Consider the following 18,027-nt stretch of genomic DNA (forward strand, 5'->3'; position numbering starts at 1 on the left):
GTCCCACGTCCCGTCGCACCGTTCGTCCAGGTGAGGGAAGACCCGTGCAGTTCCGCCAACAGGCCCTCGCCAAGCTCCAGTCACCGGAGGAGCTCGATCTCCCGGTGCGTTTCGCCCGCCCGCAGGGCTGGCTGGTGCTGTCCGTGACGGTGATCGCGATGGCCGCCGCCTCGGTGTGGGCAGTGACCGGATCGGTGTCCTCCACGGTCGGCGCGCCCGCCATCCTCACGCACGGGCAGGGCAGTTACGTCCTGCAGAGCCCGGTCGCCGGACAGGTCACCGCCGTCCTGGCGAAGCAGGGCGAGCGGCTGCCCGCCGGCTCCCCCGTCCTGACGGTGCGCACCGGACAGGGCGACGAAGTCGTCCGCACCCTCGACGCGGGCCGGATCACCGCGCTCGTCGCCAGTACCGGGCAGATCATCTCCACCGGCGCGGACGTCGCCGCCGTGGAGAGGACCGCCCACGCGAAGGCCCCGCTGTACGCGACGGTGTACGTCCCCACCGAGAGCGCCGCCGGCGTCCCCGCACACGCCCCGGTCGACCTGACGGTGCAGTCGGTGCCCAGCCAGGAGTACGGCGTGCTGCACGGCAGGGTGAAGTCGGTGGACCGCTCGGCCCAGTCGGCCCAGCAGATCGCCGCGTTCCTCGGGGACAGCCGGCTCGGCGAGCAGTTCACCAAGGAGGGTAGGCCGGTGGCGGTCACGGTCGAGCTGGAGAAGTCCTCCACCACGGAGAGCGGTTACGAGTGGTCGTCCGCGGACGGTCCGCCGTTCGGGCTGACCTCGATGACACTGGCGACGGCCTCGGTCCGGCTGGCCGACCGGCGCCCCGTCGACTGGCTGCTGCCGTGACCACGGCCCAGGAGACCCGCGGCAGACGCCGGGCCGCCCCGCCGAAGCGCAAGGTACCCAAGTCCCGGGCCAGGCCGGTCCGTACACCCACGGTGCTCCAGATGGAGGCGGTGGAGTGCGGCGCCGCCTCGCTCGCCATGGTGCTCGGCCACTACGGCCGCCATGTCCCGCTGGAAGAGCTGCGCATCGCGTGCGGTGTCTCCCGGGACGGATCGCGCGCCAGCAACCTGCTGAAGGCGGCACGGAGTTACGGGCTGACCGCCAAGGGCATGCAGATGGATCTGGCCGCGCTCGCCGAGGTGGCGGCACCGGCCGTCCTGTTCTGGGAGTTCAACCACTACGTCGTCTACGACGGCATGGGCCGCCGGTTCGGCCGCCGCGGGGTGTACATCAACGACCCGGGCAAGGGGCGGCGGTTCGTCCCTCTGGAGGAGTTCGACGGCAGCTTCACCGGTGTCGTCCTGGTGATGGAGCCCGGCGCGGACTTCACCCGGGGCGGCCGCAAGCCGGGCGTGCTCGGTGCGATGCCGGCCCGGCTGCGCGGGACGGCGGGCACCATGCCGGCGGTGGTGCTGTCGAGTCTGCTGCTGGTGGCGGTGGGCGCGGCGGTGCCCGGGCTCAGCCGTACCTTCATCGACGAGTTCCTGATCGGCGGCCGGACCTCGACGCTGGACGTGCTGTTCACGTCGATGGGCGCCTGTGTGCTGCTCACACTGGTGCTGACCTGGCTCCAGCAGGGGAATCTGCTGCGCGGCCGGCTGATCTCCTCCACGCTGTCCAGCGCCCGCTTCCTGCGCCATCTGCTGCGGCTGCCGGTGACGTTCTTCGCCCAGCGCAGCCCGGCCGATCTGGTGCAGCGGCTGCAGTCCAACGACGCGGTGGCCGAAACACTGGCCCGCGATCTGTCGGCGGCGGGCGTGGACGCGCTGGTGGTCGTGCTGTACGCGGTCCTGCTGTACACCTACGACCCGCAACTGACGTTCGTGGGCATCGGTGTGGCGCTGCTGAACATCATGGCGATGCGGGTCGTCATCCGGCTGCGCGCGACCCGTACGGCGAAGCTGCGGGCGGACACCGCACGGCTCACCAACACGGCGTACACCGGTCTGCAGCTGATCGAGACGATGAAGGCGACGGGCGGGGAGGACGGCTACTTCCGCAGGTGGGCCGGGCAGCACGCCACGACCCTGGAGGAGCAGCAGCGGCTCGGGGTGCCGACGGCCTGGCTCGGCATCGTCGCGCCGACGCTCGCCGCCCTCAACAGCGCGCTGATTCTGTGGATCGGCGGCCTGCGGGCGGTCGAGGGCCATGTCTCGGTCGGGCTGCTGGTCGCGTTCCAGGCGCTGGTCACCCGGTTCACCGCGCCGCTGACCCGGCTCAACGGCGTGGCGGGACGGATCCAGGACTTCGCGGCGGACGTGGCCCGGCTGAAGGACGTGGAGAACTTCCGGGCGGACCCGCTCTACGGCCGTCCCGGCGCCGGTGAGTCGACCCGCCGGATGCACGGTCATGTCGAACTGCAGAACCTCGCCTTCGGCTACAACCCGCTGGACGAGCCACTGCTGACCGGGTTCGACCTGACGGTGGGCCCCGGACAGCAGGTGGCGCTGGTCGGCGGCTCCGGGAGCGGCAAGTCCACGGTGTCGCGGCTGATCTCGGGGCTGTACGCGCCGTGGGAGGGCGTGATCCGGATCGACGGGCAGCGCATCGAGGACATCCCCCGCGGGGCACTGGCCGCCTCCGTCTCCTTCGTCGACCAGGACGTGTTCCTGTTCGAGGGCACCGTGCGCGACAACGTGGCGCTGTGGGACCCGTCGATCCCGGACGAGGCGGTGGTGGAGGCGCTCGGGGACGCAGCGCTGTACGACGTGATCACGCGCCGGCCGGGCGGCATCCACAGCCCGGTCGAGCAGGACGGCCGGAACTTCTCCGGCGGGCAGCGCCAGCGCCTGGAGATCGCGCGGGCACTGGTGCGCCGGCCGAGCATCCTGGTGCTGGACGAGGTGACGAGCGCGCTGGACGCCGAGACCGAGTTGGTCGTGATGGACAACCTTCGCCGGCGCGGCTGCGCCTGTGTGGTGATCGCGCACCGGCTGAGCACGGTGCGCGACAGCGACGAGATCGTCGTCCTGGACCACGGCACGGTCGTGGAGCGCGGACGGCACGAGGAACTGGTGGCGCGCGGCGGCGCGTACGCGGCGCTGGTCAGGGAGCGTTGAGATGACAGCCGTGCACGACGCAGCGGGCAACGACCTCGTCCTGGGCGCGCTCGGGTCGCTGGGCGCACCGATCGACTGCTCCGGTTTCGGCCGGCTGGACCTGGAGGGGCCGCAGGTGCTGTGGCTGATCGTGTCCGGTGCCGTGGACCTGTTCGCGGTGGACGCCGAACAGCGGGGCCACTGGCACCATCTGGGCCGGCTGGAGGCGGGCTCGCTGGTGCTGGGTCCGGTCGCGGGTCCGGCGCACACCCTGGTGGCGCGCCCGCTGCGGGACTGCGCGGTGCGCCGCATCGGACTGCGCGAGCTGTACCAGCCGGCGAGCACCCAGAGCTGGTCGTACGACGCGTACGGCACCCCGCAGTACGTGCCACCCACGACGAGCCCGCTGGAGTACGCCCTCGCGCTCGGTGTGGGACGCGGTCTGTCCGTCCTGTTCCAGGCGCCGATGGCCACGGAGCGGGCCGCGGCCCCCACCGACGACGACGTGTTCTGGATGCAGGTCCCGCCCGGAAGTGTGCAGTACGGCTCGCTGTACGGCACGGAGGCAGCAGCCGATCTGCTGATGGATCCGGCACTGTGGCAGAGCATGGTCGACCAGCAGTACCGGCTGATGACGACGCTCGACCGGTGGATCGAACAGCTGGAGCACACGCACGAGACGCGGACCGCGGAAGGCATCGCGGCAGGGGAGGCGGTGCGTGCCCAGGCGGACCGGACGCTGCTCGCCGCGATCGGCGAGCGGCCGGACCGGCGCACGACGGCAGCCGACGCGGACGCCACGTACGCGGCCTGCAAGCTCGCGGCGCGGGCCGCGGGCATCACACTGGCCGCGCCCGCGCAGTCCGGGACCGGCGTCGACCGGCTCGATCCGGTCGAGCGGATCGCCCAGGCCTCCCGCCTGCGCACCCGTGTCGTACGGCTGCACGGCCGCTGGTGGCGGGACGACGTCGGGCCGCTGGTGGGCCACCGGGCCCTGTCGGGCGCGCCGGTGGCCCTGCTGTGGCGGCGCGGCGGCTATGTGGCGGTCCATCCCGCGACCGGCAGGGAGACGCCGGTCGAGAAGGCGAACGCCGAGGGGTTCGAGCCGCGCGCGGTGATGTTCTACCGCCCGCTGCCCGAGCGGCGGCTGACTCCGCTGCGGCTGCTGCGGTTCTGCCTGACCGGTACGCGCGGTGACATGACCGGCCTGCTGCTGAGCGGTCTGGTGACGGTGGCGATCGGGGCCCTGGTGCCGCTCGCGACCGGCAAGGTGCTCGGCGAGTTCGTGCCGAAGGCACAGACCGGACTGATCGTGCAGGTGTGCCTCGCGGTCATCGTGAGCAGTGTGGTGGCCGCTGCCTTCATGCTGTTGCAGAACCTCACCCTGCTGCGTCTCGAGGGCCGGGTGGAGGCCACGCTCCAGCCGGCCGTCTGGGACAGACTGCTGCGGCTGCCCACCCGCTTCTTCACCGAGCGGTCCACCGGTGAGCTGGCGAGCGCGGCCATGGGCATCAGCGCGATCCGCCGGCTGCTGGCCGGGGTTGGCCCCACGGTGGCCCAGTCGGTCACCGTCGGAGCGATGAATCTCGGCCTGCTGCTGTGGTTCAGCGTGCCGATGGCACTGGCCGCGATCGGGATGCTGGTCGTCATCGCCGGGGTGTTCCTGGGGCTCGGGCTGTGGCAGGTGCGATGGCAGCGGCGCCTGGTGGTGCTCACCAACAAGCTGAACAACCAGGCGTTCCAGACCCTGCGCGGGCTGCCGAAACTGCGGGTGGCGGCGGCGGAGAACTACGCGTACGCCGCCTGGGCGTCCCAGTTCGCCCGCAGCCGTGAGCTGCAGCAGAAGGCAGGCCGCATCAAGAACCTGACGGCAGTGCTGGGCTCGGTGTATCTGCCGCTGTGCACGCTGGCGATGTTCATGCTGCTGGCGGGACCGGCGCGCGGCTCGATGACGGCGGCGGAGTTCCTCACCTTCAACACGTCGGTGACGATGGTGCTGACCTCGGTCACCCAGCTGACCGGCGCGCTCGTCTCGGCGGTCACCGCTCTGCCGCTGTTCGAGCAGATCAAACCGGTGCTGGACGCCACCCCCGAGGTGCGCGCGGCGAGCACCCGGCCGGGCCCGCTGTCCGGGGCGATCGAGGCGCGGCGGCTGTCCTTCCGCTACTCCGACGACGGACCCCTGGTCCTCGACGACGTGTCCTTCGAGGCACGGCCGGGCGAGTTCGTGGCGGTCGTCGGCCCGAGTGGCTGCGGCAAGTCCACGCTGCTGCGGCTGCTGATCGGCTTCGACCGGCCGGTGTCCGGGAGTGTGCTGTACGACGGCCAGGACCTGGCGGCGCTCGACCGGTCGGCGGTGCGCCGACAGTGCGGTGTGGTTCTCCAGCACGCGCAGCCGTTCACCGGGTCCGTTCTGGACGTGATCTGCGGGACCGAGCCGTACACGCCGGAGGAGGCGATGGCGGCCGCGGAGATGGCGGGGCTGGCGGAGGACATCAGGCGGATGCCGATGGGACTGCACACCATCGTGTCCGGCAGTGGTGCGGTCTCCGGCGGTCAGCGGCAGCGTCTGATGATCGCCCAGGCGCTGATCCGCCGGCCGCGGATCCTCTTCTTCGACGAGGCGACCAGCGCCCTGGACAACGAGACGCAGCGCACGGTGATCGAGAGCACCAAGGCCCTGGAGGCGACCCGGATCGTCATCGCGCACCGGCTGTCCACGGTCCTCGACGCGGACCGGGTGGTGGTGATGGAACGCGGCAAGGTGGTCCAGCAGGGCCCGCCGGCCCGGCTGCTCGCCGACACCGGCGGCCGGCTGCACGAGCTGGTGCGGCGGCAGCTGGCTTGAGGCGTCACGCCTGCGGTGGCGTGACTTCGACGTCCGCGGCGGCCGTTTTCGTTGGCCCGGGTGGTAAGTGGGTACCCACGGGCCATGCGGACCAGCGTGGTGGATGTGGGATCGAAGACCGTCAGACTCGTCGTGTCGGACACGGAGGGCGGTGCACCGCTTCCGGTGCACACGTCAAAATGGCGGCTCAGGCTGTCCGAGCAGGTCGTACCCGGCGGACCGGTGCCGGAGCAGGCCGTGGAGGACCTGGTGGAGGCCGTGACCGCGGCGGACCGGACCGCCGCGCGCTGGGGTGCCTCGGGTCCGCTGGCGTTCGCGACGGCCGTGGTGCGCGGGGCGTCGAACCGGCACGAGGTGCTGCGCACGGTCCGGACGCGCACGGGCATCGAGCTGTGCACCCTGCCGGGCGAGGTCGAGGCGGAGCTCACCTTCCTCGCCGCGCGCCGCTGGATGGGCTGGCGCTGTGGACCGCTGGCGATGCTGGACATCGGCGGGGGATCACTGGAGGTCGCCTTCGGACGCGGCCGGCTGCCCGACTTCGCGGCCTCGTTGCCGTTGGGCGCGGCCCGGCTGACACACGAGTACTTCGAGGACGAGGACCCTCCCTCGCCGGAGCGGGTGCGGGCGCTGCGCCGACGGGTGCGCCACCAGCTGCGCGACGTGGCGGCGCGCATCCGCTGGGAGGGGCCCCGGACGGCGGTCGCCACCTCCCGGACGTTCCAGCAGCTGGGGCGGCTGTGCGGGGCCGCTCCGGGACGGCACGGTCCGTTCGTGGAGCGGCAGTTGTCCAGTGCCGATCTGCGGGTGGCGATCGACCGGCTGGCCGCCCTGCCCGCCGCCGAACGGTCGCGGCTGCCCGGCATCTCCGCTCCGCGCTCCGTACAGAGCCTGGCGGGCGCCGTCGTGGCCCACACGGCGATGAAGCTGACCGGGCTGCCTACGGTGACGATCTGTCCGTGGGCGCTGCGCGAGGGGGTGCTCCTGCGCCACATCGAGGACGGTCCGTCCTGGTGGGCGGAGATCACCCGCCTCAACGAGAAGGAGGCGGTCGGCACCGAGCCCGTATCCCTGCGCATCGCCACCACGCACGGCTGACCCGGAACACACGACGAAGGGAGACCCCCGTGTCCGAGCAGGACGACCGCAAGGAACCCGAGACGGCCGTCGAGGAGGTACTGCGGGAGGCCGAGGACGCCGAACGCCGCACCCGCGACTCCGCCGGACGCCTCCGGCACCGGGGCGAGGCGGGCGAGGCCATCACGCCCAACACCGAGGCGCAGGAGGAGTCCCAGGGGGACTGAGGGGACTACGGGGATGTGCAGCGGGACAGACCCGGAGGAGTCGTGGCCGAGCCCGCGGACCTCGGGCTCGGGCGCTCAGGCGGTGGCCCGACCGCGAGGGTGTCCTTGCGGTCGAGCACGGACAGAACTCGGGGCTGTCGTGCCGCCGGCCGGCGGTGACCAGGAAGGACAACGGCTTCCAGCCGGTCCTGGAGCGCATCCGGGTGCCCCGCGTCGGTATCGGCAGGCCGCGCCGGCGCCCGGACCTGGCCGTGACCGTCGCCCCGAAGCGGGGCTTATGAAACAGGTCCTCTTGACCGTCTCCGGGCGGTCAAGGGGGCCGGCCAGGTCGGTGTCCGGGCCCTTTGCGGCGTCATCACGGAACTCGGCCGTCTGCCCGCCTTTGGAGACGGCCGGACGATCCAGGGGTCACTACCGCCCGGGTTGCAGCGACCGGTGCCGACTACCACACCGGTTTACCCGGCGTTCCATCAACTGCGGGACGCCGGGGGCCGGGAGCACTCGCTAGCTTGAGCGCGCCGGTGCAGCGGGTGCCGGTTCAGTGGAGCAAGGGATGGCACATGGCCTCACCACCCTCAAGACCGTTACCGATTCCGTGGCGAGGCACGAGCCGAAGAAGCGGACTCGTGCTGTTCGTCGTACTCGCGGCGCTTCTCGCGCCGCTCACCACCCCTACTCCGTCGACCGCGGCACCCTCCTCCGCGGCCGGCTCCGCACAGGCGGCCACGTTCGACGGCAGGCCGGTGCAGTTCTGGAACTCCGTACTGATCGATGTCTTCCGGCGGCAGACGAACGTGGGCCCCGGCCCGCTCGCCAGGGCCGCGGCGATGATGAACGCGGGTATCTACGACGCGGAGAGCGCCTACCAGCGGACCTGGCACTCCCTGGAGTACGAACCCTTCCTGGAGGCGCCCAAGTACTCCGGGGCCCCCTTGGTGGAGGGACCCGACGAGGAAGAGCGCGTCATCGGCCACACCGCGCGCAACCTCCTGGTCCGGCTCTTCCCCGCCCAGACGACGTTCATCAACAGCCGCTTCAAGGAGCGCTTCGGCAACGAGTGGACCGACTTCGACGTCCTCAAGCCGCTGGTGGCCGAGCCGGTCGCCGACCGGATCTGGAACGCCCGTTACGACGACGGCTCCGGCGAAGGCAAGTCGTACACCGTGGAGGACAAGCCGGGCGCCTGGCGTCCGACCGGCGGCACCTGCGCCCTGGAGAGCGACGCCGTGGACCCGGACTGGGGGCTCGTACGGCCGTTCGTCCTGTCCTCGGGAGCGCAGTTCCGGCCCGCGACGCCCGAGACCTACGGCACGTACGAGGTGCTCCTGGCGAGCCAGGCATACCAGGCGCAGGTGGACGAGGTGCGCAGGCTCGGTTCGGCGACCTCGACGGCGCGCACCGCCGACCAGACCGCGACGGCCTGGTTCTGGGCCAACGACGCGGACGGCACCTACAAGCCGGTGGGACAGCTGCTTTCCATCACCACGACCGTCGCCGACCAGCAGAACCTGAAGACCTACCGGACGGCACGGCTCTTCGCGATGCTGTCGCTGGCGATGGCGGACGGTGCGATCGCCGAGTGGGACGTCAAGTACAAGACGCCGATCGACCTCTGGCGGCCCGTCTCCGCGATTCAGGTGGGCCTGAACGACCCGACCTGGCAGCCGCTGGGGCCCACCCCCTGCTTCCCCGCCTGGGCGTCCGGTCACGCGACCTTCGCCGGCGCGTGGGAGACCGTGATGAGGGAGGCGTTGGGCACCGACCAGATCTCCTTCACCGCCACCACCGACGAGCCCAGGTCACCGGTCAGGAACCGGACGTTCAACAGCTTCAGTGCCGCGGCGGAGGAAAACGCGCTCAGCCGCCTGTACCTGGGCGTCCACTACCGCTGGGACGCCGACGACGGACTCGAGCTGGGACGTGACGTGGCCACGTACGTCATCGGCAACGAACTCCAGGAGCTGTGAGGCACCGACATCGCCGCAGCACCGCCGATCCGACCGGATCGGCGGTGCTGCGGCCGCCTCACGCCATCCGTTCACCTGCCGAGGAGTCCCGCGGGCTGGAATCTCTGCGGCGAGGTGGCCGGGGGACGGTGTCGCGGTCCGGGGTCTCGTTCCCGGACTGGGGAAAGATCACAAAGCTCCTCAAGCCTGTCCACATGGCGTAGATGTCGCTCGATTCCACCGGCGAGGGCCAAGCCCGCTGGACCATGCGCTGGGAGACCGCTGAACGTTTTCGGTATCACCTTCGACGGCCGCCTTTCCGCAAGCGGGAAATCGACGAAGCGCCGTGGCACTTGCCCAAAAAGCGGAGAACGAGGTGATCCGGGCGTTCGCCGGGAGGAAGGACCGGGGCCAGGGCTTCGAACGTCCTGCGCATCGCCTCGTCCGAGAAGGCCGCGAGTGTCTCGGTCGCCTGGAGCACGGTCCCGCCCGAGGCGAGGGACGCGGCCCGGTGGAAGGCTCCGGACCTCTTCAGCGAGAAGCCGACCCCGCACGAGTTCGTCACGACGTCGGCACCTGCGGCCGAAGGCCGCCTGCCCAGCCGGAATGCCGAGATCCTCCCGTCCCGATCAAGCCAGTGCCTTCCTCCGCACGGGGTACCCGGTCGGCCGCCGTCTGCGCCCGGGCAGGGGTTTCCGTGCGCGGTCCGGGTACCCGGGACCCATGAACCATGCCCCTGACGAACCCCGGCTGCCCGCACCGCGCGGCCCGGTGAGCGGTGCCGTACGGGACCATCTGCGCGGCACCGGACCGCTGCCCTCCGAGGACGGCATCGCGGCGGCCCCGGTGTACGGCGACGACCTCCAGCTCGCCCTGTACCTCTGTTACGAGCTGCACTACCGCGGGTTCGCGGGCGTGGACCCGGACCTGGAATGGGATCCCGGGCTGCTGCGCACCCGCGCCGCACTGGAGCGGCGTTTCCTCACCGCTCTCCGCGCGGACGCCCGGCGGCACGACAGCGTCGGCGACGCACTCGCGGGGATCCTGGTGGAACCGGTGGACGGCACGGGCGTCAGTCACTTCCTGCGCGACAAGGGCGAGCTGTGGCAGCTGCGCGAGTACGCCGCCCTGCGGTCCCTGTACCACCTCAAGGAGGCGGACCCGCACGCCTGGGTGCTGCCCCGGCTGCGAGGACGGGCCAAGGCGGCGATGGCGGCGGTGGAGTTCGACGAGTACGGCGGCGGCAGGGCCGACCGCGTCCACGCCCGTCTGTTCGCCGACCTGATGGATGACTTGGGTCTGGACACGACGTACGGCCACTATCTGGATGCCGCCTGTTCCGAGCTCCTCGTCACGGTGAACCTCATGTCGCTGTTCGGCCTGCACCGCTCCCTCAGGGGCGCTCTGGTGGGCCACTTCGCCACGGTCGAGATCACCTCGTCGCCGGGCTCCCGGCGGCTCGCGGAGGCGATGCGCCGTACCGGCGCGGGGCCCGCCGCCGAGCACTTCTACGACGAGCACGTGGAGGCGGACGCGGTGCACGAGCAGGTGGTGCGCCACGACGTCATCGGCGGTCTGCTGGAGGACGAACCGCATCTCGCCCCGGACATCGCCTTCGGTGTGGACGCCACCGTGTTCACCGAGGACCTGCTCGGTGAGCGGCTGCTCGCCGACTGGCGGGAGGGCCGTTCGTGCCTGCGCCCTCCCCTGGCTCAGCAGGTCACCCATGACTCCTGAGCACAGGGGTACTCGGCAGGCTGTGAAATCACTCGTACCACCGGGCGTCTACGCCCCTCAAGAGGACACCGAACTGCTGACCGGCGCCCTGTTCGAGGAGCCCGTGCCCCCGGGCGCCGACGTTCTCGACGTGGGAACCGGGTCCGGCGCGCTGGCGGTCGCCGCCGCGCGGCGCGGCACCCGCGTGACCGCGGTCGACGTGTCGTGGCGGGCGGTGTGCGCGACGCGGGTCAACGCGTTGCGGGCCGGTGTGCCCGTCCGGGTCCGGCAGGGAAATCTGTTCGCTCCGGTGCGGGGCCGGTCGTTCGACCTGATCCTCGCCAATCCCCCGTACGTTCCGGCCCCCGGCGGCCGGAGGCTGCCGCGTGGTGCGGCACGGGCCTGGGACGCGGGCGGTGACGGGCGGCTCGTCCTGGACCGGATCTGCCGGGAAGCTCCTGATCTGTTGCGGCCCGGCGGTGCGCTGCTGCTGGTGCAGTCCGCGCTCAGCGGTCCCGAGCTGACGCTCGGCCGGCTGCGGACGGCCGGGCTGAAGGCCGCGGTGACGCGGCGCCGGCGCATCGCCTTCGGTCCGGTGCTGCGGGACAGGGAGCACTGGCTGCGGGAGCGAGGGCTGCTGCCTCCGGCGGAGAACGAGGAAGAGCTGGTGGTGGTCCGTGCCGAACTCCCCGTCTGACGCCCCGCGGCGCGTCACCGTGCAGCGCAAGGGCCCGCTGTTGCTGGAGGGGCCGGTGGAGGTGGAGCTGGAGGACGGCACGGTCGTGTCCTCCGACCGCTTCCGGGTGGCCCTGTGCACCTGCCGCCGCAGCCGGCGGTACCCGTGGTGCGACACCAGTCACCGCGAGCGGGGGTGAGTCCGCGCGGTCCGTGAAAAGTCCGGAGGCCGGCGGGCGGCCCCACTCCGCCCGCCGGCCTCCTTGCGCGGGATCGCACGTTCCGCGTGGGGGCCCGCACTCCCCAAATCTGCGGGCCGCCGCGCGGTCACGGGAACCGTGCGATCCCGGTCTCAGAACGCGAAGACGCTCGAACCGTGAGCGCTCATCACGCACGCGTTGGAGAAGATCCGCTCGTAGGAGACGCGCTGTCCCTGCCACACCCCGTCGACGGTGACGAGCACCGGGTCGTACTGCTTGGTGCAGAAGACGCCCTCCCGCATCGTCAGCGCGTCGAGGTCACCGCCGACGCCGCTCAGGTCCGCGCACGCGGAGGCGGCGGCCGGGTGGGTGCCCGAGGGGCCGGGGGCGCAGGTCAGGGTGACCGCGCGTTCCGGCGTGACGGTCGCCGCGCTGTCGCCGTGGCCCACGGTGAGGACCAGGGCCGAGGGGGCATAGAGCGCGGACGGGGCATCTCCCGGGGCGGCCGACGCGGCCCCGGACAGGGGTACGCAGACGGCTGCGGCCGTCAGGCCGAGGACGGTGGCCCAGCGCGCGGTGTTCCGCATTGTGTGCATCCTTCCGCTTTGTTTCTTCGGGTCGCCGGCCCGTGCTCGGTGGTGTCGGACCGGCGTGCCGGAGTCTGCCGAGTTCGCGGCGGAAACTCACATCGGATGTGCAGATTCAGGTAACATTGCGTGTTGAATCAGTGGCGTGAAGTGACGACACGAGGAGGGGTCGACCCGGTAACCGGGCGGCTTCCGCATATGCGAAGTGGCCAGGTGGCCGAATACCCGCTGCTCCACAATCGGCCTGAAACATTCCGATTCCGCTGTCGGCGGACCGTTCCGCCACCCCTTGTGTTCATGAGGAGCACGCGTAATGGTCATTACATGATTACGAACGAGCAGCGGGAGCACCTGCGGGGCTGGTTCGCGGGCCGGCTCCCCGACGACCTCTTCGAGGAACTGGCCGAACTCACGGTCGACCGCGAGGAGATCACGGTGATCGGGCGCATTCCCGGCCCCCGGCCGGCCGAGGACGCCTCGCCGGCCGAGCGGGAGGCGGCGGTCGAGGGACGGATCCGGGAGTTCAGGGAGCGCACCCGGGGCGACCGGATGGCGGTGGCCCGGGACGCCGAGCGCCGCTTCGGCCGGAAGGTCTCCTGGGGCGTGGAGTGCGGGGGCCACCGCACCCTGTTCACGCACGTGGCCGCTCCCGTCATGACGCGGCTGCGCCAGCCGGAGCGCCAGGTCCTCGACACCCTGATCGCGGGCGGAGTGGCCCGCAGTCGCAGCGAGGCGCTGGCCTGGTGCGTGCGTCTGGTCCAGCGGCACACCGACGACTGGCTCACCGAACTGCGCGAGTCGCTGGAACATGTCCGGCAGGTGCGGGACCGGGGGCCGGACGGCGAATTCCGGGAGGGCGAGGCGGCGGCCGACGGCGACTGAACGGCATGGTCAGTGGCGTCCCTCACGGTGCGGGCATGACTCGATTCGCATGGGCGGCCGGTGCGTGGCTCGGGACATGGGCGTGGGACGAGGTCGCGGCGGAACCGCGCGGCGGGGGCACGAGGTTCACCCCCTGACACCGTCCGGCCACTGGAGGAGCTGCCGGCGACCTACGCCGAGTGCCTGCTCGACGGCCCGGAGCCCCCGCCCGTCGTGACGCAGCTGCTGAAGAGCGACAGCTGGGAGCTGGTCACGATGGACACCGGGCCGGCCGATGTCCTCCCGGCCACGGCAGCCGGCCCGGGTCCTGCACGAGGCGGCCACCGGTCGCTGAACTCCCGGTCACCCGGAGCTGGACGGACCCCGCACATACCAGCCAGTATGCGTCGGGACGGTGCGGCTCGAGGAGACGGGGCGGGACGGATGGCGAAGCACTGGGGCGACTTCCAGTACGAGATCTACCTGAACGGGATGACGGGTGCCGTGCCCCGGCTGCCGACCGATCTGACCCGGCTGGAAAAGCTGACCGAGCAGCGGCTCGGCCCCGGACCGGTCGGATACGTCGCCGGCAGCGCGGGGGACGGCAGCACCGCCCGCGCCAACCGGGCCGCGCTCGACCGGCGTCGGATCGTGCCGCGCATGCTGCGGGACGTGCACGCACGTGATCTGTCGGTGGAGGTCCTGGGCCGCGCGTTGCCGGCGCCGCTGGCGCTGGCGCCGGTCGGGGTGCTGTCGATCATGCATCCGGACGCGGAGTCGGCGGCCGCCCGGGCAGCGGCCGCACAGGGCGTGCCGTTCGTTCTGTCCTCCGCGTCCAGCACCCCGATGGAGCAGGTCGCGGCGTCGATGGGCGAGGCGGAGCGCTGGTTCCAGCTGTACTGGCCGAAGGACGTGGAGGTGGCCCGGAGCTTCCTGGACCGGGCGAAGGCCGCCGGATTCACGGCGCTCGTCGTCACCCTGGACACTCCTCTGCTGTCCTGGCGCCCACGTGATCTGGACCAGGCCTATCTGCCGTTCCTGCACGGGGTGGGCACCGCCAACTACTTCTCGGACCCGGCGTTCCGGGCAGGCCTGACCAAGCCGGTGCACGAAGACCCCAACGCGGCGGTGATGCACTTCGTGAGCATGTTCGCCGACCCCGCCAAGACCTGGCCGGACCTCGCGTTCCTGCGGGAGAACTGGGACGGCCCGATCGTGCTCAAGGGTGTGCTCCATCCCGACGACGCCCGGCTCGCCGCCGACGCCGGGATGGACGGTGTGATCGTGTCCAACCACGGCGGCCGCCAGGTGGCCGGGGCGGTCGCGGCGGCGGACGCGCTGCCCGGCGTGGCGGAAGCCGTCGGCGACCGGCTCACCGTGCTGTTCGACAGCGGGGTCCGCACCGGCGACGACGTCTTCAAGGCGCTCGCCCTCGGTGCACGGGCGGTCCTGGTGGGACGCCCGTACGTCTACGGTCTCGGCCTCGACGGCCAGGCGGGCGTGGAACACGTCATCCGCTGCCTGCTCGCCGAACTCGACCTCACCCTGGCCCTGTCGGGCCACGCCACACCGGCCACGCTCGGCCCCGACTCCCTCACGGACGCCACCATCTGACCCGCCCCGGCGTACCCCCTCCGGCCCCGCCGCCCCGGTAACGGACCGTGGCCGCCTCTACCAGCCCAGCCCAGCCCGGCCCGGCCTCGCGCCGTGCGGCCGGTGCGGTGCCCCCTGCGGGGGCCTCGCACCGGCCCCGGACGTTCACGCCAGTGGTTCGGGCACCTTCGCCTGGCGGGCCGGTGGGGTGTCCGACCCTGTGGTGGAGAGGGAGTCCGTGGCCGTTCGTACGGGTTCGGCCGCCCAGCGCTGGTTCACCGTCCGGTCACGTACCTTGACGACGATGTCGGCGTTCGCGTCAGGGGTGGCGGGGGTGAGGGCCAGCTGTCCGTCCCAGCGGGGCAGCAGCTCGCCCTGGAAGGTGAGGTCGTAGCGCACGTCGTCACGGCGAGCGTCGTCGGCGTCGGCACAGGTGCCCAGGACGACGACACCGGCGTCCTTGTGCGAGTCCAGGCACAGACCGGGGTCCGCCACGCTGCGCAGCAGCCCGTCGTCCTCGTACGTCCACTGCTGGGTCCACTCCGAGGAGCACTCCGCCAGCCGGGCGCCCAAGCCGTCCTGCGGTTCGCCCCTGGTGTCGAGGCAGAGTCCGGAGGCGACGTTGCGCAGGCGCGTGCGCCCCGGCGCGGTGGGGAGCCCGGCGGCGCCGGGCGGCGACGCGGACGGCACGGCGGCACGGCCGCCCGCCGCGCCGGTGGAGCCCGTCGGGTCGGCTCCGCCCCCGTCCGGTGTGGAGGACCCGGCGATGAGCACACTCACCAGCACTCCGGCGGACACCGCGCCGAGTCCGGTCAGCAGGGTCCTGGTGGAGCGCACCGGGTCCGGGAGCGCGATGCCCGTGAGACGGTCGGGAACGGGAATCCGGGACAGCAGACGGTGCCGGCCGCTGCCGGATTCCCCGTCTCCGCCCCGGTGCCGGCGCCGGGCGGCCCGGCCGCCGCGCGGGCCGGCCGTGGCGCGCCCCGGGCGTGAGTCGAGATAGCGCCGCGCGCCCCACCCGAGCACCGCCTCGGCGATCAGCGTGCCCAGCCCTCCCTCGAAGTGGCTCAGTTGTTCGGCCGCGTTCCGGCAGTAGCGGCACTCCGCCAGATGCTGCCGGACGTCCGGCAGCAGCGCCCCGCCCCGGCGGATGGGGACGTCGAGGAGACGGTTGTAGAAGCGGCAGTCCTTCGTCGGTGCCAGTTCCTGATGGGCATGAGCAAGACCTTGACGGAATTTTTCCCGTGCCTGTTCGAGTGCGCCCGATGCGATGTCGGGATCCATGCCCAGCAGACCGGCGGGTACGGAAATCGGCTCGGCCTCGACCTCGACATGCCAGAGCAAACAGCGCGCGAGTGCGGGCAGGTACCGGAATGCCCGTTGAGCGAGTGAGCGGTTTTCCGGAGTCATGGTCGTCGCCGCGCGCATGCCGCGTCCGCCGGCCGGTTTCTGCAGCCCCGGCAGAACTCCGGCTATTCGGTCGTCGGCGGCCCACTCCCGGACCGTGTCCCGCACTCCGACCAGCAGTACCGGCCGGAGCGCGACGGCCGATTCGCCGACGGCGACCCGGTCCAGGACGCGGTGCAGGGCGGCTGCGGTGACCATGGCGGCCGTCTGTCCCGACGAGGCGAGGCAGACGGCCGCGTAGTCCTGCATCGGCCGCCAGTGCCGCGCCGTCAACAGCGCGACGGAATGGGCGGCCTCGCCCTCCGGACTGCCCCGCAACCGCGCGGCGAGGGCCTCGTCGGATTCCCCGGGATCCCCGCCCGGCGGCGGATAGGGAGGTCGAGGGGGGTGGGGGGTGTGCACTGAGATGGTTCCTTCCCACAGCGCATGTGACATTCGAGCGTTTCCGACGCCGAAAAAGGGAGCCTGATGGGTGCATACCTCTTTGGCGTGGCGCGGGGGGTGCGAATTCACCGGCGGCGAATCGGGATCCGGTTCATCAACTCGCGTGCGTCCCCGGTCTTTACCCCCTCGCGGGTGGCTCACTCTCGCACAACCGGCACTCGGCCAACAAGGCGGTCGGGCAACATCTGCGCGTTGACAGAAAGTCAGAAAGGGACGGCGGCCTGTGGCCTCCGCTCCGGCTTTCGACGCCGGTTTTCCCGTCGTTCACATCACGGGTGACCAGAGTGACGGCCGACACTCATCCGCGCACCCGCCGGACGCGCGGCACCCCGGGCGAGGTCCGCCCTCACACGACAGCCCCACGCACGCTTCCGGCGCGCGCAGGAACACCGTCAACTGGTCACGACCCTTCTCGGAGGTCACGCGCAGAGACGGCGGCTCTCCTGCGCGCACGGCCGTCCGCCCCGATCCTCCCGCCCTCACCCGGCGGCCCCCAGGGCGGGGTGTCCCGCGCACGCCGTACGGCGCGGTCTCATATCTGCCAGGAGCGCAGCCGGTCGGCCGCACCGTAGACGTCCACCTCGGCGGCGATCAGATCACGGGCCAGATCGACCAGGGCGCCGTAGGGCGGGTCGATGCCGGCCCCGCTGACGAACATGTAGGCGACGGCCGTGGCACAGGCGAAGCGGGCGTTGGCCGAGGGCAGCGGCCTGAGCACGGCCAGGGTGTGCAGCAGGGCGGCCGCCCGCCAGGCCGCGTCGGAGTTCACTCCCAGCCGGGGCGGGTCCACCCGATGCCGGGCGACGGCCGCGACCAGGGCGGAGAAGTCGGTGACGGTGGGTTGGTCCGGAAGGACCTCCTCGTGCCGCTGGAGCAGCCAGGGCACGTCGATGTGCAGCACGGGTGCCATCGGTCAGGCGGCCCGCCCCTCGCCCTTGGCAGGAGGTTCGTCGTCCGGGAAGGCGGCGGCGAACTCGTCCTTGTGGGAGGCGAAGAACCGGCGAAAGGCTTCCGCACCCTCCTGCAGGGCGCGGTGGCGGGCTATGTCCGCCGCGGCCGCCTCCCGCACGAGCGCCTTCATGGACGTACCGCGTTCCTTGGCGATCTGCCGCAGGTCCTCGAGCTCGCGGTCGCTGAACTCCACGTTGAGAGCTGGCATGGCATTACGGTACCGCTCGGGTACTTACTCGTAAATACCCGCAGGTCAATGGACACGGCAAGGGGTACCACCGAACCCGCGGCATGGCTGTTGTCCGCCAGGACGCGGGTTCTCGCCGCTCCGGGGCGGGGGGGGGGGGGGGAGAGGGGGCGGAGTGGTCCCCGCCCTTGTTGGCCCCGAAAGAGGGCCTCCCGGGGCGTGGCGCGGTCCCATTTGTGTTTTTGTTGTTGGTTTACCCAGA

General features: G+C 71.8%; 15 protein-coding genes. 11 read left to right on the plus strand and 4 right to left on the minus strand.

Features of this window, described 5'->3' with window-relative positions; genetic code table 11:
* The first annotated feature begins 44 nt into the window (after positions 1-44).
* The 9 genes from ACZ5C2_RS10280 to ACZ5C2_RS10320 all read left to right on the plus strand — a co-directional run bounded on the left by ACZ5C2_RS10280 (position 45) and on the right by ACZ5C2_RS10320 (position 11,735).
* On the plus strand, positions 45-851 hold the full coding sequence (locus ACZ5C2_RS10280) for a hypothetical protein (protein ID WP_468788662.1): 807 nt from the start codon (positions 45-47) through the stop codon (positions 849-851).
* Positions 848-3,070, plus strand: a complete 2,223-nt coding sequence (locus ACZ5C2_RS10285) for an NHLP family bacteriocin export ABC transporter peptidase/permease/ATPase subunit (RefSeq protein ID WP_468788664.1) — start codon at positions 848-850, stop codon at positions 3,068-3,070. The genes ACZ5C2_RS10280 and ACZ5C2_RS10285 overlap by 4 nt, the downstream gene beginning before the upstream one ends.
* Position 3,071: 1 nt before the next feature.
* Entirely contained in the window at positions 3,072-5,897 is a 2,826-nt protein-coding gene (locus ACZ5C2_RS10290; protein WP_468788666.1) for an NHLP bacteriocin export ABC transporter permease/ATPase subunit, read from the plus strand.
* Positions 5,898-5,981: 84 nt separating this feature from the next.
* Positions 5,982-6,992, plus strand: a complete 1,011-nt coding sequence (locus ACZ5C2_RS10295; protein ID WP_468788668.1) for a Ppx/GppA family phosphatase — start codon at positions 5,982-5,984, stop codon at positions 6,990-6,992.
* A gap of 29 nt (positions 6,993-7,021) precedes the next feature.
* Entirely contained in the window at positions 7,022-7,198 is a 177-nt protein-coding gene (locus tag ACZ5C2_RS10300) for a hypothetical protein (RefSeq protein ID WP_468788670.1), read from the plus strand.
* 626 nt (positions 7,199-7,824) lie between these two features.
* Positions 7,825-9,165 (plus strand): vanadium-dependent haloperoxidase, encoded by a 1,341-nt coding sequence (locus ACZ5C2_RS10305; protein WP_468788672.1) that lies wholly within the window; start codon positions 7,825-7,827, stop codon positions 9,163-9,165.
* 702 nt (positions 9,166-9,867) lie between these two features.
* Positions 9,868-10,881, plus strand: coding sequence for an iron-containing redox enzyme family protein (locus tag ACZ5C2_RS10310; protein ID WP_468788674.1), 1,014 nt, complete (start codon positions 9,868-9,870; stop codon positions 10,879-10,881).
* Entirely contained in the window at positions 10,871-11,557 is a 687-nt protein-coding gene (locus ACZ5C2_RS10315; RefSeq protein WP_468788677.1) for a HemK2/MTQ2 family protein methyltransferase, read from the plus strand. Before ACZ5C2_RS10310 ends, ACZ5C2_RS10315 begins: the two co-directional genes overlap by 11 nt.
* The gene (locus tag ACZ5C2_RS10320; RefSeq protein ID WP_468788678.1) at positions 11,538-11,735 is read left to right on the plus strand and encodes a CDGSH iron-sulfur domain-containing protein; all 198 of its coding nucleotides are present in this window, start codon (positions 11,538-11,540) and stop codon (positions 11,733-11,735) included. The genes ACZ5C2_RS10315 and ACZ5C2_RS10320 overlap by 20 nt, the downstream gene beginning before the upstream one ends.
* A 152-nt stretch (positions 11,736-11,887) precedes the next feature.
* Here the strand turns inward: ACZ5C2_RS10320 and ACZ5C2_RS10325 are convergent, their stop codons facing one another.
* On the minus strand, positions 11,888-12,322 hold the full coding sequence (locus ACZ5C2_RS10325; protein WP_468788680.1) for a subtilase-type protease inhibitor: 435 nt from the start codon (positions 12,320-12,322) through the stop codon (positions 11,888-11,890).
* A 324-nt stretch (positions 12,323-12,646) separates the two neighbouring features.
* Between ACZ5C2_RS10325 and ACZ5C2_RS10330 the strand changes: the two genes are divergently transcribed.
* Together ACZ5C2_RS10330 and ACZ5C2_RS10335 are read left to right on the plus strand one after the other, a co-directional pair.
* On the plus strand, positions 12,647-13,204 hold the full coding sequence (locus tag ACZ5C2_RS10330) for a hypothetical protein (RefSeq protein WP_468788682.1): 558 nt from the start codon (positions 12,647-12,649) through the stop codon (positions 13,202-13,204).
* A gap of 423 nt (positions 13,205-13,627) precedes the next feature.
* A complete protein-coding gene (locus ACZ5C2_RS10335; protein ID WP_468788684.1) occupies positions 13,628-14,797 on the plus strand; it encodes a lactate 2-monooxygenase in 1,170 nt (389 codons plus the stop codon).
* A 144-nt stretch (positions 14,798-14,941) separates the two neighbouring features.
* Here ACZ5C2_RS10335 and ACZ5C2_RS10340 read toward each other — a convergent pair whose 3' ends face one another.
* The 3 genes from ACZ5C2_RS10340 to ACZ5C2_RS10350 all read right to left on the minus strand — a co-directional run bounded on the left by ACZ5C2_RS10340 (position 14,942) and on the right by ACZ5C2_RS10350 (position 17,786).
* Positions 14,942-16,585 (minus strand): RICIN domain-containing protein, encoded by a 1,644-nt coding sequence (locus tag ACZ5C2_RS10340; RefSeq protein ID WP_468788686.1) that lies wholly within the window; start codon positions 16,583-16,585, stop codon positions 14,942-14,944.
* 574 nt (positions 16,586-17,159) lie between these two features.
* A complete protein-coding gene (locus tag ACZ5C2_RS10345) occupies positions 17,160-17,537 on the minus strand; it encodes a toxin Doc (protein WP_468788688.1) in 378 nt (125 codons plus the stop codon).
* A 3-nt stretch (positions 17,538-17,540) separates the two neighbouring features.
* On the minus strand, positions 17,541-17,786 hold the full coding sequence (locus ACZ5C2_RS10350) for a hypothetical protein (RefSeq protein ID WP_103541942.1): 246 nt from the start codon (positions 17,784-17,786) through the stop codon (positions 17,541-17,543).
* Between the last annotated feature and the right edge of the window lie 241 nt (positions 17,787-18,027).

This window comes from Streptomyces sp. NPDC031365 (genome assembly GCF_055569765.1).